The sequence below is a fragment of the Labedella gwakjiensis genome, from assembly GCF_003014675.1.
Classification (GTDB): Bacteria; Actinomycetota; Actinomycetes; order Actinomycetales; family Microbacteriaceae; genus Labedella; species Labedella gwakjiensis.
Genome location: NZ_PYAU01000001.1, coordinates 2,204,965 through 2,218,434, shown reverse-complemented (window position 1 = coordinate 2,218,434; position 13,470 = coordinate 2,204,965). Strand labels below are relative to the sequence as shown.

The 13,470-nt window shown below is 70.3% G+C and carries 14 protein-coding genes; 9 read left to right on the top strand and 5 right to left on the bottom strand.

Features of this window, described 5'->3' with window-relative positions; genetic code table 11:
* Positions 1-24: 24 nt before the first annotated feature.
* From CLV49_RS10520 to CLV49_RS10495, 5 genes are all read left to right on the top strand, one after another.
* On the top strand, positions 25-1,455 hold the full coding sequence (locus tag CLV49_RS10520) for a DUF6421 family protein (protein WP_106563500.1): 1,431 nt from the start codon (positions 25-27) through the stop codon (positions 1,453-1,455).
* A 116-nt stretch (positions 1,456-1,571) separates the two neighbouring features.
* Positions 1,572-2,615, top strand: a complete 1,044-nt coding sequence (locus CLV49_RS10515) for a Gfo/Idh/MocA family protein (protein ID WP_208019796.1) — start codon at positions 1,572-1,574, stop codon at positions 2,613-2,615.
* 68 nt (positions 2,616-2,683) lie between these two features.
* Complete coding sequence (locus CLV49_RS10510; protein WP_106563498.1) at positions 2,684-3,001, top strand: hypothetical protein; 318 nt, start codon at positions 2,684-2,686, stop codon at positions 2,999-3,001.
* Positions 3,002-3,024: 23 nt separating this feature from the next.
* On the top strand, positions 3,025-4,419 hold the full coding sequence (locus tag CLV49_RS10500; RefSeq protein ID WP_243696612.1) for a sensor histidine kinase: 1,395 nt from the start codon (positions 3,025-3,027) through the stop codon (positions 4,417-4,419).
* Between the two features lie 32 nt (positions 4,420-4,451).
* A complete protein-coding gene (locus tag CLV49_RS10495) occupies positions 4,452-5,093 on the top strand; it encodes a response regulator (RefSeq protein WP_243696703.1) in 642 nt (213 codons plus the stop codon).
* A 42-nt stretch (positions 5,094-5,135) separates the two neighbouring features.
* Here the strand turns inward: CLV49_RS10495 and CLV49_RS10490 are convergent, their stop codons facing one another.
* Positions 5,136-5,555 (bottom strand): NUDIX domain-containing protein, encoded by a 420-nt coding sequence (locus CLV49_RS10490; RefSeq protein ID WP_106563497.1) that lies wholly within the window; start codon positions 5,553-5,555, stop codon positions 5,136-5,138.
* Between the two features lie 187 nt (positions 5,556-5,742).
* Here CLV49_RS10490 and CLV49_RS10485 point away from each other — a divergent pair, with 187 nt between their 5' ends.
* Positions 5,743-5,940 carry a hypothetical protein gene (locus CLV49_RS10485; RefSeq protein WP_106563496.1) on the top strand — a complete coding sequence of 66 codons (198 nt, stop codon included), beginning with the start codon at positions 5,743-5,745 and terminating at the stop codon, positions 5,938-5,940.
* A gap of 28 nt (positions 5,941-5,968) precedes the next feature.
* Here CLV49_RS10485 and CLV49_RS10480 read toward each other — a convergent pair whose 3' ends face one another.
* A complete protein-coding gene (locus CLV49_RS10480) occupies positions 5,969-6,316 on the bottom strand; it encodes a hypothetical protein (RefSeq protein WP_243696614.1) in 348 nt (115 codons plus the stop codon).
* Positions 6,317-6,467: 151 nt separating this feature from the next.
* Here CLV49_RS10480 and CLV49_RS10475 point away from each other — a divergent pair, with 151 nt between their 5' ends.
* The 3 genes from CLV49_RS10475 to CLV49_RS10465 all read left to right on the top strand — a co-directional run bounded on the left by CLV49_RS10475 (position 6,468) and on the right by CLV49_RS10465 (position 9,657).
* Complete coding sequence (locus CLV49_RS10475) at positions 6,468-7,352, top strand: ABC transporter ATP-binding protein (RefSeq protein ID WP_106563495.1); 885 nt, start codon at positions 6,468-6,470, stop codon at positions 7,350-7,352.
* Positions 7,349-8,473, top strand: a complete 1,125-nt coding sequence (locus CLV49_RS10470; RefSeq protein WP_106563494.1) for an ABC transporter permease — start codon at positions 7,349-7,351, stop codon at positions 8,471-8,473. The genes CLV49_RS10475 and CLV49_RS10470 overlap by 4 nt, the downstream gene beginning before the upstream one ends.
* A 107-nt stretch (positions 8,474-8,580) precedes the next feature.
* On the top strand, positions 8,581-9,657 hold the full coding sequence (locus tag CLV49_RS10465) for a threonine aldolase family protein (RefSeq protein ID WP_243696615.1): 1,077 nt from the start codon (positions 8,581-8,583) through the stop codon (positions 9,655-9,657).
* On the opposite strand, the gene CLV49_RS10460 is transcribed toward CLV49_RS10465, so the two are convergent.
* The 3 genes from CLV49_RS10460 to CLV49_RS10450 all read right to left on the bottom strand — a co-directional run bounded on the left by CLV49_RS10460 (position 9,654) and on the right by CLV49_RS10450 (position 13,468).
* Complete coding sequence (locus CLV49_RS10460) at positions 9,654-10,142, bottom strand: hypothetical protein (protein ID WP_127054337.1); 489 nt, start codon at positions 10,140-10,142, stop codon at positions 9,654-9,656. The two genes, CLV49_RS10465 and CLV49_RS10460, sit on opposite strands and share 4 nt — an antisense overlap.
* A 139-nt stretch (positions 10,143-10,281) precedes the next feature.
* The gene (locus CLV49_RS10455; protein ID WP_106563491.1) at positions 10,282-10,602 is read right to left on the bottom strand and encodes a hypothetical protein; all 321 of its coding nucleotides are present in this window, start codon (positions 10,600-10,602) and stop codon (positions 10,282-10,284) included.
* Between the two features lie 253 nt (positions 10,603-10,855).
* Positions 10,856-13,468 (bottom strand): helix-turn-helix transcriptional regulator, encoded by a 2,613-nt coding sequence (locus CLV49_RS10450; RefSeq protein ID WP_106563490.1) that lies wholly within the window; start codon positions 13,466-13,468, stop codon positions 10,856-10,858.
* Positions 13,469-13,470 lie beyond the last annotated feature (2 nt).

Sequence of the window (13,470 nt, the reverse complement as noted above, 5' to 3'; positions counted from 1 at the left end):
ACGCGCGAACCCGAGGAGGGATCCATGACCATCGAACGCACTTCACAGGCGATCATCGGCGAGCCCGAGGTCGTGGAAGACGCAACGCTCACCGGTGAGGAGATCGCCGCGACCCCCGCATGGCAGCGCCTCAAGGCGGCCGCGACCGCGATCCAGGCCCACCAGATCAAGGACGGGTCGATCCCGGAGACCGACGCCCATGCGGCGGCCCGCGAGCACGTCGCCGACATCGTGTCCTCCATCCGCGAGCTCGCCCCGCAGTTCCCGAGCGACGCCGCCTACCTCTCGGCCGTCGTCACCGACTTCGAGCGCTGGGTCGATGCCGGCTTCGGTGTGCCCGACTTCTACGACTCGCTCGTCGAGTTCCAGCCGCAGCAGTCCCGACGCAACGGCGAGCTGCACCTCGTGGTGTTCCCGATGTACACGCAGAACGGGTCGACGAACCGCCTCGTCGAGGCCGTCGTCATCGAGGTCGTGTGGCCCGAGTTCATCGGCTCCCTCGAGGCCGGCGACTACTCGAACGCCCTGTTCGTTCCTATCCGCTTCGTCGACTTCACCCCCGGGTACGACAGCAACTCGGCCGTGCTCTTCCCCGAGACGGTGGCGATGCGCCAGATCCCCACGTTCACGTGGGGCGCGATCTTCGCCGATCGCGAGGCGGCCCGGTTCCGTCGTGTCGTGAAGAAGGCGGCCGAGATCACGAAGCTCGACCTTCCGGACGACGCCCTGGAGCTGCTCGAGGACCAGCAGCTCGCGGAGGAGACCTTCGTGATGTGGGACCTCATCCACGACCGCACCCACATGCGCGGCGATCTGCCGTTCGACCCGTTCATGATCAAGCAGCGCATGCCGTTCTTCCTCTACTCGCTCGAGGAGCTGCGCTGCGACCTCACGGCGTTCCGGGAGTCGGTGCGTCTGCAGAAGGAGCTCTCCGCGCGCGACGCCGGCGAGCTCACCGAGGCGGAGGCGGAGACCCTCCGCCACGCGAAGCTCGTGCAGTACGCGGTGATCTTCGACCGCATCTTCCGCTTCACGCTCACCGGTTCGCGCGTGCGCAACTACGACGGGCTCGGCGGGCAGCTCCTGTTCGCCTGGCTCCACCAGCACCGGGTGCTGCACTGGACGGACACGTCGCTCGCGATCGACTGGGACGAGGTTCCCGGCGTGGTCGTCCAGCTCGGCGACGCGATCGACGAACTGTACTGGCGCTCGATCGACCGGCCGAAGGTCGCGCACTGGCTCGCCGCGTACGAGCTCGTGTCCTCCGTGGTCGAACCGCACCCCGCCTCGGCATGGAAGCGCGGACTCCCGGACGAGACGCTGCTCGGCGCCCCGAAGGGGATGACGGACGCCGTCCTCGACGACGAGTTCCCGCTCTCGATGTTCTACGAGGCGCTCTCGAAGAAGATGGGCGACGTCATCGCGTCCACGTCGGGCATCACGGGCCACGCGTAACCCGGACGCGCGCGTCGGGGACCGGAGACCACGAGCCCGAAGAGGCCTCCGGTCCCCCGCCGACACGATGCGTCGTGTGTCAGGATGAGGACGACCCCGACCCGGAAGTGACGACGATGTCGACCGTTCTCCCCTCTCCCCGTTTCACCGATCCGCGAGACGCACCGATCCTCCGCTGGGGCATCCTGGCTCCCGGTGCGATCGCGAACGACTTCGTGGACTCGCTCGTGCGGCACACCGACCAGCGTGTCGTGGCAGCCGGATCGCGCACGTTCGAGAAGGCCGAGGAATTCGCCAGGCGCCACGGGATCGACCGCGCATACGGCTCGTACGCCGACCTCGTCGCCGACCCCGAGGTCGACGTGGTCTACGTCGCCTCGCCGCACAGCCACCACGAGGAGCACGCACTCCTCGCGATCGCGGCCGGCAAGCACGTGCTGATCGAGAAGCCGATCGCGCCGACCGCGACCGCCGCCCGCCGGATCGTCGCCGCCGCCCGCGCGGCCGGCGTCTTCGCGATGGAGGCGATGTGGACGCGCTACCGCCCGCAGAGCGACGTGGTGCGCCAAGCCGTCGATGGCGGGCTGCTCGGCGACATCCAGCTCGTCACGGCCGACTTCGGTGGGCTCGCTGCCTTCGATCTGACCTCACGCATCTATGACCCCCGCCTCGCGGGTGGCGCACTGCTCGACCTCGGCGTCTACGTGACGGCGTGGGCGACGTTCGTCCTCGGCGACGATCTCGACGTCACCGCTCGTGGCCGCCTCGCGCCGACGGGAGTCGACGCGCACGCCGCCCTCGTGCTGTCGTCTCCGCGCGGGTCGCACGCCCTCGTGAGCGCGAGCGTGGACGCCCCCACCCCCGTCCGCTCCGTGATCGCGGGAGACCGCGGCCGCCTCGAGGTCTCGTCGCCGTTCTGGACCGCCGACACGGTCGCGTTCATCGACGCCGACGGATCGCTCGTGGAGGAGTGGACGGATTCGTACGACCGCCCCGTGCGACAGTCGCTCTGCTACCAGGCCGCCGCTCTCGCCCGCTTTGTGGACGCCGGGCTGACGGAGTCGCCGCTGCACACCCTCGACGAGACCGTACGCGTGCTCGAGATCCTCGACTCCGCGCGCGAGCAGATCGGCGGGGTGGAGCCCGGCACGGGGGCCTGAGCCGGCGATGCGGTGGAGTCCGTCGCACGACGGAGGCGCGTGTCACGGCGGATGCATAGGCTCGAGTCATGGTTGACCAACGGGACGGACGCGACGGAACGGGTGGCGGCGGGTTGGGGCCGGCCTCGTACCTACCGCTCGGTATCGGCATCGGCCTCGCGATCGGCGCCGGCCTCGGGCTCACGGTGTTCGACAACCTGGCCATGGGGATGGGCATCGGGCTCGCGATCGGTGCGGCGATCGGCGCCGGGGGCTACGCCACCGCCTACGCGACGGGCACCCCCACGGACGGGAGCGACGACGACGTCGAGAGCGACGACCCCGACGGGCTCGATCCCGACGGCCATTATTCCGATGGCCCCGACCAGATGGGCCCCCGATCGTGACCACATCGACGACAGCATCAACCGTGGATCCCGACGTCGTCGATCCCGACGTCGTCGATCCCGACCTCGTCGCGCCGGAGGACCTCGACCCCGACGACCCCCGGTGGCGCCGGTCCGCTCCCTCGCGATCCGCCCTGCGCGTCGACATGATCGTGGCGGCCGGTTTCTTCGTCGCCGCCCTCCTGAGCCTCATGCTCTACCGCACGGCGGGCTTCTACGCCGAGCCGGCTCCGATGGGCGTGAGCCTCGTATGGGCCGCCGTGATCTCGTTCCCCCTCGCGTTCCGGCGTCGCTTCCCGTGCACGGTCGCCCTCGTCCTGTCCGTCGCGTTCATCGCCGGACAGGTCATGCAGGTGCCCGAGCTGCTCATGGCGAACATCACGCTCTTCCTTGGCATCTACAGCGTCGGCGCCTGGGTGGTCGACCGCCGACGCGCGTTCCTCACGCGCGCACTCATCGTCGTGAGTATGTTCGTCTGGCTGCTCGTCGCGATGTTCCAACAGGCGACCGACCCCGACGCCCTCGGCGGGTTCTCGCGCGCCGGGGCATTCTCTCCGCTCGTGGCCTACCTGCTCATCAACGTGCTCACGAACCTGCTGTACTTCGGCGGTGCGTGGTTCTTCGGCGACCGCGCGCTCGCGAGCGCGCGGTCCAAGGCGCTTCTCGAGCGACGGAGCCGCGAACTCGAACTCGAACGGGAGCGGACGGCAGCACAGGCCGTGAGCCTCGAACGTGTACGGATCGCTCGCGAACTGCACGACGTGGTGGCGCATCACGTGTCCGTGATGGGAGTGCAGGCTGGAGCCGCCCGGATGGTCATGCAGAGCGACCCGACGGCCGCTCGCGACGCGCTCAGCAACGTGGAGATCAACGCCCGCAGCGCGATCGACGAACTGCACGGACTGCTCAAGACCCTCCGCGAGCCCGACGGCCGCGCCGTCGACCCGGCGGCCACGAGCGCCTCGACCCTCGGCCTCGACGCCCTCCCCGCTCTCGTCGACGACTCCACGGCCGCCGGCCTCCCGACGACGCTCGACGTGGTGGGTACCCCGCGACGTGTGCCGGCCGGTGTGGCCCTCAACCTCTACCGGATCGCGCAGGAGTCACTCACGAACGCCCGGAAGTACGGGGGAAGCGCGGCCACGGCAGACGTGCGCGTGCGGTACCTCGACGATGCCGTCGAGCTCGAGGTGAGCAACAGCGGGCGGGCCACGAGCGGCACGCCGAATCCCGGGGGACTCGGCCACGTGGGGATGAGGGAGCGCGCGTCGGCCTCCGGTGGCACCGTCGACGTCGGTCGTGCGGGCGACGGGCGGTACGTGGTGCGGGCCCGCGTGCCGGTGGCGCCTGTCGCGACCGCGTCGGAGTCGGAATCGACCGATGCCCCCGTGGTGTCGGGAAGCGGAGAACGATCGTGACCACCCGAGTGCTGCTCGTCGACGACCACGAGATGGTGCGCGCGGGCTTCCGCATCATCCTCGGCGCACAACCGGACATCGAGATCGTCGGAGAGGCCGCGTCGGGGTCCGACGCGATCGATCGCGCCACCGAGCTCGACCCCGACGTGATCTGCATGGACGTGCAGATGGCGGGGATGGACGGACTCGAGGCCACGCGGGTCATCGTCGCGGATCCGGCCCTCCACGGCGCCGTGCTCATCCTCACGACCTTCGACCGCGACGACTACCTCTTCTCCGCGCTGCAGGCGGGAGCGAGCGGGTTCCTGCTCAAGAACTCGACGCCGGAGCAGCTCGTCGAGGCCGTGCGCGTCGTCGCGTCAGGCGACGCACTGCTCGCGCCCGCCGTCACGCGCCGCGTCATCGAACGCTTCGGTGGCACCGCCAATTCGGCACCGGGCGCGGAACCCCGCCAGCGCCCCGCCGAGGTGGACGAGCTCACGGAGCGCGAGTTCGAGGTGCTGGGCCTCGTGGCGCAGGGCCTCTCGAACGCGGAGATCGCCTCGCGCCTCTACGTGGGCGAGGCCACGGTGAAGAGCCACGTCTCGAAGGTGCTGCAGAAGCTCGGCCTCCGCGACCGCATCCAGGCCGTCGTCTACGCGTACGAGAACGGGATCGCCGTCCCGGGCGAGTGAAACTCCGCGCACGACGCTTCCGGGAAACCGGACGGGTCCCCTTCAGCGGCCATCGGTGAGGCTTTCCGCGAAAGCTCGAAGCACTACCGCTCGCGCCTCCTCGGGGAGGAGCGGCTCGTCGGCGAGCTCGGCCACCGGGACCCATCCGGGCCGATACCGGTTGTCCTCGCTCTCCGCGAGGGCCTCCGGCCCTCCCAGAGTCGGCTCTCCGGGCGTCGCCACCATCAGCAGGTAGTGCGCCCGCCGGTCGTCGTGATCGACGGTCACGAGGTCATCGGTCACGGTCGCGACGAGCCCGGTCTCCTCGGCCAGTTCTCGTACTGCAGCCTGGGCGGGGGTTTCGCCGGGCTCGATGCCCCCACCCGGAAGCACGGTGTACCGTCGCCCCTCCTTGAGGCGCCTCATCAGCAGCACGCGGGGGCCGTCGAAACACACGCATACAGCGCGTTCCCTCGGATTCATGGCATCCTTCCATCGCGCGTGGACGCATCGTTCTCACACACTACGGTGGGCGTCCCCACGAGAACGCGATCTCGATCGCAGCACGACTGCTCGGCGGAAGAACCGCGGGAACGCCGTCCCGGGTGAGGGGCGGCACGGGCGGCGCGACCCCGTTGCGGGTGGCCGAGCGATCCGCGAGGCTCGATCCGTGCAGAAGGCGTTCCCGAAGGTGCTGGCCGCCGTGCTGTGCGTCATCGCTTACGGCGTCGCCCTCGTCATCGCCCTGACGGGCACCGGATACGCGAGCGAGAGACTCTGGGTCGTGGTGGTCGCCGTCCCACTGCTGCTTGTCTTCTTCGTGCTGCGAAACAGGTGGCGACGGAACCGACGCGGGAACCGTCCCTGATCGGAGTGACGACCGAAGCGCGGTGCGGCTAGCGAAGCTCCGCCGGCAGGTCGTCGCCCGAGACGAACGGGGCCGCCACGAGGAGGGACGCCGGTATCTCGGCGGACTCGCGCGGGCCGGTGCCGTCGGGCCGGTACTGGGGCTCGTCGAAGACGACCTTCCACACCTGGCCCTTGAGCCGCGGGATGCCCACGACGCCGTCGGGGCGGGAATCGCCGAGCGAGACGATCACGCCCGTCGGTTCACCCTCCCAGTGGTCGTGGGTGCCGGGTGAGCCCTCGAGCACGTAGACCTGCACGCCCACACCGAGCAGTCCGCTCGCGCCGGGCGTCGCCGCCGCCTGTCCGTCCGCCGCGTCCTGTTTCCGTCTCCACACGCACAGCATCATCCCACGCGCGCCCGACGAGCGGCAGGGCCGATGCGGGTTGCTCCCCCGTGAGGAGGACGGTCGATACCCGCCCGGCGGGGGATGTCGGTCGGACTCCGGCGACCGTACCGTTGGACCAACGATCAGGAAGGCCCTCCAGATGCTCACACTCACGGATGTGACCAAGACGTACGGCACGCGCCGTGCGCTCGACGCGGTCTCGTTCGACGTCGCACCGGGCCGCATGACGGGCTTCGTCGGCGGCAACGGCGCCGGCAAGACCACCGCGATGCGCATCATCCTCGGAGTGCTCTCCTCGGACTCGGGAACGGTCACCCTCGACGGCCGACCGCTCTCCCCCGAGGCCCGGCGCCGCTTCGGCTACATGCCGGAGGAGCGCGGCCTCTACCCGAAGATGAAGGTCGGCGAGCAGCTCGTCTACCTCGGACGGCTCCACGGCTTCACGGCGAGCGCCGCCCAGAAGAACGCCGACACGCTCCTCGATCGGCTGGGCCTCGGCGAGCGCCGCGGCGACCTCGTCGAGAGCCTCTCCCTCGGCAACCAGCAGCGTGCGCAGATCGCGGCGGCGCTCGTCCACGAACCCGACGTGCTGGTGCTCGACGAGCCGTTCTCCGGCCTCGACCCGATGGCGGTCGACACGGTCGTCGGCGTGCTCGGCGATTATGCGGCGTCGGGCATCCCCGTCCTGTTCTCGAGCCACCAGCTCGACATCGTCGAGCGCCTCTGCGACGACCTCGTCATCATCGCGGGCGGCACGATCCGCGCGAACGGTCCGCGCGAGGGGCTGCGCGAGCAGTACTCGTCGCTGCGGTACGAGCTGCACCTCGCGGGCGACGCCGGCTGGGTGCGAGATGTTCCGGGCGTGACCGTCGTCGACTTCCACGGGGGCGACGCGATCTTCGACGTCGACTCCGAGGACACCGCGCAAGCGGTCCTCCGGGACGCCGTCTCACGCGGCGCCGTCACCTCGTATGCGCGGCAGCGACCGACGCTCGCCCAGATCTTCAAGGAGGTCGTCGCATGAGCACGACACAGACCCGGCCGGCGCGGGCGACGACCGCCCCCGCGACGCCGAGCTTCGCCCAGAGCTCCTGGCTCGTCGCCGAGCGCGAGGTGCGGATGAAGCTCCGCAGCAAGGCGTTCCTCATCTCCACGGGCATCCTCATGCTGGTGGTGCTCGGCTCGATCCTCATCGGCGGGTTCATCGGAGGCAACACCGAGGCGACGAAGGTCGCCGTCACGAGCGACACCGCTGCGGCCGTGCAGGGTCAGTCGGGAATCGACGCGACCGAGGTCGCCTCGGCGGAGGAGGCGGAGGAGCTCGTCCGCTCGGGCGACGTCACCGCGGCGATCCTCCCGGACGATTCGACGCCGCTCGGCATCGTCGTGGTCGCCGACTCGGAGACCCCCTCCGGCCTGCTGCAGCAGTTGAGCATCACGCCACCCGTCACGCTGCTCGACGGTGACGCGCAGAACCCCTTCCTGGCCTACCTCGTGGCGATCGCGTTCGGCGTCGTGTTCTTCGCATCGGCGATGACGTTCGGCTCGACGATCGCGCAATCGGTCGTGGAGGAGAAGCAGACGCGCGTCGTCGAGATCCTCATGTCGGCCGTGCCCGTCCGTGCGCTCCTCGCAGGGAAGGTGATCGGCAACTCGATCCTCGCGTTCGCGCAGATCGCGGTGATCGCGGCGCTGTCGATCATCGGGCTCACGATCACGGGCCAGAGCGACCTGCTCTCGCTCCTCGGGGCGCCCGTGCTGTGGTTCGTGGTGTTCTTCGTGCTCGGATTCGTGCTGCTCGCGTCACTCTTCGCCGCGACCGGCTCGATGGTGTCGCGCGTCGAGGACATCGGCTCGACGACCACGCCCGTGACGATGCTCGTGATGATCCCCTACTTCCTGGTGATCTTCTTCTACGACAACCCGCTCGTGCTGGGGATCATGTCGTACGTGCCGTTCTCCGCCCCCGTGGGCATGCCCGTGCGCCTGTTCCTCGGGGATGCGCAGTGGTGGGAACCGCTCGTGTCGCTCGCGATCCTCGCGATCACGGCGCTCGGCACGATCGTGCTCGGCTCGAAGATCTACGAGAACTCGCTCCTGAAGCTCGGCGGCACCGTGAAGTGGCGCGACGCCCTCTCCCGCTGACCGCACCCGCCCCTCCCCGACCACCCCTCCTCACCCCAAAAAGATTTCGATACAGCACGGAAACTCGTGATGTATCGAAATCTTTTTGGGGTGGTTGGATGGAGGGTGTGACCTCCGTTCTGCATGATCCCCGCTTCCGCGCCTTCGCCTCCGACAACTACGCCGGCATCCACCCCGAGATCCTCGAGGCGATCGGTGCGGCGAACGGCGGCCACCAGATCGCGTACGGCGAGGACGCGTACACGGAGCGCCTCCAGGCGGTGATCCGCGAGCACTTCGGGGAGCGGGCCGAGGCCTTCCCCGTCTTCAACGGAACGGGCGCCAACGTCACGGGGCTGCAGTCGATGCTGCCCCGCTGGGGCGCTGTCGTCGCCGCCTCCACCGCCCACATCAACACGGACGAGAACGGCGCTCCCGAGCGCATCGGCGGGATCAAGATCCTCACCGTCGACTCCCCGGACGGCAAGCTCACCCCCGAGCTCGTCGACCGCCAGGCGTGGGGCTGGGGCGACGAGCACCGTGCGCAGCCGCTCGTCGTGTCGATCACGCAGTCCACCGAGGTCGGAACGGTCTACTCGCCGGACGAGATCCGCGCGCTGGCCGATCACGCGCACGCGCACGGCATGCGCCTGCACATGGACGGGTCACGCCTCTCGAACGCGGCCGCCGCCCTCGGCGTGCCCCTGCGTGCGATCACGACCGATGCCGGCGTCGACGTGCTCTCCTACGGCGGCACCAAGAACGGCCTCCTCCTCGGAGAACTCATCGTCGTCCTGGACCCGGCCGCCTCCGACGGGCTCGTGTACCTCCGCAAAATGAACATGCAGCTCGCGTCGAAGATGCGCTTCCTCTCGGCGCAGTTCATCGAGCTGCTGAGCAACGACCTGTGGCAGCGGTCGGCGGCCCACGCGAACACGATGGCGGCACGTCTCCGCGCGGGCCTCGAGGCGTCGATCGCCGACGGTTCGGCCCCCGGTCTCGCCTTCACGCAGTCGACCGACGCGAACGCCGTCTTCGCGACGGTCCCGGCCGCGGCGGCCGCACGCCTCCACGAGGCCTTCCGCTTCTACGACTGGGACATCTCCACGGGCGAGGTCCGCTGGATGTGCTCGTGGGACACCACGGAGGACGACGTGGACGCGTTCATCGACGGCATCCGTGCGGAGCTCGCCTCCTCCGTCTAGGAGCCGCGCCGCACACGGTCCGGTCTCGACGCCGTCGAGGGCCTGACCCCCGCGCGCACGAGCCCGGTCGCGACGGACTGCGCGAGGCGCATCACCGCCGCGTAGGAGCCGAGCCGCACGACGAGCAGGGTCACGATGAGCGCCGGACCCACGACATCGGCGGGGATCACGACGAAGGAGATCGCGAAGATCACGAGACCTCCGCACAGCGCTCCGACGTAGAGGCCGAGCCACCCGCCGCGAGGCCGGGCCAGCAGCACGACGACGTCGATCGCGAGGGCCGGGAGCACGAGGGCGGGAACGAGGAGCGCACCGAGCGTCGAGAACGGCATGGCGATGAGCGCTGCGAGGAACGCTGTGAGCGAGGCGGCCCACGGCAGCCGGGTCCAGCGCAGGGCGATCATGGGCCCCAGCATGTGCAGAGAGGCGACGGCCGCGTAGACCGGTGCGCTCAGCACGGCGAGCCACGACGTCAGGGGCGTCATCAGGACAAGCCCCACGGCGCTCGCGGCCGCGATCGCCGCACACTGCAGCAGACTCCTCGTCGAATACGTCGACATCCCTCTCCCAGACCTCGGTGTCGCTACGCGTCGGTGGCGACGCACCTCAGACGTTACCGGTCGGTCAGTGTCGCTCGAGGCGGCGACGCCGACCGGCGACCACCACCGGGAAACAGCCGCCGAGAGCGAAGGTGACGACGAGGAAGAGTGCGACACGCTCAACGAGCGCGCCGCCCATCATGATCGTGTCCACCGCGATCGGCACCGTCCACAGCACGGCGAGCACGGCGACGAGTACCAGCAGCGGACCGCCCCACGAGCGGCCGGCTGAACGGGAGGATGCAGAGACCGCGGACCCCGAGCCGGTCGAGGCTGAGACCACCGGGACGACGGCGGCAGGGTCGCGGAGCAGGAGCGGGCTCGGCTGACGGCGGGTGGCGTGCACGGGTGTTCCTCGGGAGGGAGAACGACGCGCGTCCGGGCGAGAACGGCTCGCCCGGACGGCGTTCGTACGGAGAACGGCCGATGTCGTTTCGGGTCGACGGCGGCGCGTTCGCGGGGAGGGCCGTCCGCCGCTTCGGGTACGGCAGGGGCCCGCACGCCAGCCTATGAGCGCTTCCGAGGGCGCCGGCATCTGTCACCCGCGCACGTCATCCGCCCGGATGGGGGTCATCGATCCGTGGGCCCCCGGCGTGGGCTCAGAGCAGATCGTGTTCGAGGGCGACGCGCGCGGCATCGGCGCGGTTGTCCACACCGAGCTTCCGGTAGATCCGCGCACGCTGGGTCTTCACGGTGTTGGACGACACCCCCGATGCCTCGGCGACCTGTGGGATCGTGTCCCCCGCCACGAGCCGTGCCAGCACGTCGCGCTCCCTCGCCGTCAGCCTCTCCACCCGCGCGCCGTCGAGATAGACCGTGGGCATCCGCTCGGCCGCGGCGACGACGTCCGCGCCGGCCAGCTCCGGCCCGACGAGGGCCAGAAGGGTCGAACGTTCCGAGGGGGTGAGGACCAGCCACGGCGTCGCGAGGCCCGTCGCGGTCATGAGGGTGACGGCCTCGCGCGCGGCCCGCGCCGCCGCATCGTCCTGCGAGACCGCCGACGACGCCGCTGCGCGGACGAGGAGGGCTGACGCCCTCACTCGGGGTGACGTCGACGCATCACCGAATCCGCGGCCGACGAGCCCGAGTGCCGAGACCGGTTCGTCGGCGCGCAACGCGATGACGGCCTCGGCGAGAGCCACGGCCGGGCCGCGCCGGGAGACGTGCCGCAGGATCCCTGCTGCTCTCCCCGCCGGTCGGCCGGCGACGCACAGGAGGGCATGGAGGACGACCACGACGTCGCGCGTCGGCGCGGCCTGACGGGGAGGCGCATCCGATTCGAGCACAGCCTCGAGCACACGGATCGCGCCGTCCACACGACCGTCGCCGACCTCGGCGAGCGCCCGGATCACGGCATCGACCGGCCAGTATTCACTGGCCCCCATGTCGTGGTCGATGGAGTCGATGAGCGGAACGGCGCTCGCGAAGTCCCCGTCCTCGATCGCCGCGATCGCGGCCGTCGTCCGCTCCCAGACGAGATAGAAGTCGCTCGAGCGGGCCGGGTGGACGAGCGCCTCATCGAGCGCGGCGCGCGCCTCCCCCATCGAGCCGACGACGGCGGACACCGCCGATACGACCGACAGAGCCGGGCGCAGGCCCGTGTCCGCCTCACCGTCGGACAACGGCACCGGGACGGCGAGCATGCGCTGTGCCGCTCCGACGGCCGTCTCCGTCTCTCCCGCGAAGAACAAGGTGTGCGCCGCCTGCCACAACAAGGGGCGACTCACGCTGCTGAGTCGATCCTGCTCCTCGGGAGAGAGTCGATCGAAGCGATCGAGGAACTCGCGTGCCACGGGGACGGCCCGATCGAACTTCCCCTGCATCCTCATCGCGGCCCCGCGCACCCCGACCATGATCGCGCGGTCGTCGGCCGCCCCGCTCGACTCGGTGGCCCGTGCGAGCCGCTCTGCGAGTGCGAAGTGGAACAGCGCGGCCGCGCGGCCCCTCGGCGACTGTGCGTGCAGCATCGCGATGAACAGAACGAGGAGCGGCTGTCTCCGCAGCTTCGTCAGGGGGATGCGCCGCAGCCGCTGCAGCGTCCCCGGGGTGTCGTCGCGGATGAGCTGGAGGTACGAGCGCTTGCCGATCGCGACGGCCAGGTCGTAGTCCTCGGCATCGAGCGCGAGACCGAACGCGGTCATGGCCTCCCCGCGCTCGGCGAAGACCTGCGCGAAGCGGGCAGCGACCCGCCGGCGCTGATCCGCCGTGCCGAAACGCATGACGGCGGATCGAGCGGCGATCGACGCGATCCGCGCGAACGTGAACTGCGCGGGGCCGCCCGTCTCCTCCCACCATCCGAGCCCGTGATCGCTCCCCGCCTGGAGGACGCGCGCCGCCTCGTCCGGCGACATGCCCGTGATACGGGCGGCCTCATCGGCTGTCGCGCGACCGAGTGCGGCGATGAGGTGCGCAGGGGGGATCCCCGCCGCGGCGAGGTCGGTTACCCCGTTCCGCGGGTCGCCCGTCGATGGTCCGATCGCCTCGGTCCACGGCTCGAGCAGCTCGCCACCACTCTCGGGATGCGGCCCGGGCGTCACCACGACACGGCGGGCGAGACCCACGATCCCGCCGGTGAGTCGATGCACCTCCGCGGGGGACACACGGTTGCGCACCCGAGTGCCCAGGCCGTCGATCAGCCGGGCGATCTCGTCGGGAGAGAGCACGAGATCGGGGCCCGTCAGGCGGGTCTCCTCCACGTCGGAGGCGAGCAGAGTGGGCCGGAATCGGCGATGACGGTCGGACACGATGAGCCTCGACCCGTCGGCGAACCGGGAGAAGCCGACGAGATCGGACGCGATCGCAGGCAGATCGATCATGTGGGCGTTGTCGATGATGAGCACGAACGGCGAGCCGAGACTCCGCGCGAACGCGGCGACAGCCGGCGTCACGCCCGCCTCGACGAGCGAATCGAAGGACGGGATCACCGCGGTGCGCAGCACCTCGCTCCCGGTCCGCTCGCCGGCCTCAGCGATGAGGGCGAAGGCGTTGCGCCAGAACGAGACGCGGTCACCTGCCGCCGTCGACCCGTCGATCCACACGCCCGTGTGCTCGCGCGACGACGCCCAGCTCGCGAGCAGGACGGTCTTTCCGAATCCGGCACCGGCGGTGAGCGTGGTGATCGCAGCGGCATCGTCGAGGCGCGACTCGAGCGCCGACCTGTCCACCAGTCCCGGAGCGCGGCGCGGAACACCGAAGAGCGCTCGTCCGCTCACGT

Excerpts from the sequence above, each read along its gene's own strand:
- CLV49_RS10515 (WP_208019796.1), top strand. The coding sequence starts at position 1,572 with ATGTCGACCGTTCTCCCCTCTCCCCGTTTCACCGATCCGCGAGACGCA.
- CLV49_RS10460 (WP_127054337.1), bottom strand. The coding sequence starts at position 10,142 with ATGACGCCCCTGACGTCGTGGCTCGCCGTGCTGAGCGCACCGGTCTAC.
- CLV49_RS10520 (WP_106563500.1), top strand. The coding sequence starts at position 25 with ATGACCATCGAACGCACTTCACAGGCGATCATCGGCGAGCCCGAGGTC.
- CLV49_RS10510 (WP_106563498.1), top strand. The coding sequence starts at position 2,684 with ATGGTTGACCAACGGGACGGACGCGACGGAACGGGTGGCGGCGGGTTG.
- CLV49_RS10490 (WP_106563497.1), bottom strand. The coding sequence starts at position 5,555 with ATGAATCCGAGGGAACGCGCTGTATGCGTGTGTTTCGACGGCCCCCGC.
- CLV49_RS10475 (WP_106563495.1), top strand. The coding sequence starts at position 6,468 with ATGCTCACACTCACGGATGTGACCAAGACGTACGGCACGCGCCGTGCG.
- CLV49_RS10495 (WP_243696703.1), top strand. The coding sequence starts at position 4,452 with ATGGTGCGCGCGGGCTTCCGCATCATCCTCGGCGCACAACCGGACATC.
- CLV49_RS10470 (WP_106563494.1), top strand. The coding sequence starts at position 7,349 with ATGAGCACGACACAGACCCGGCCGGCGCGGGCGACGACCGCCCCCGCG.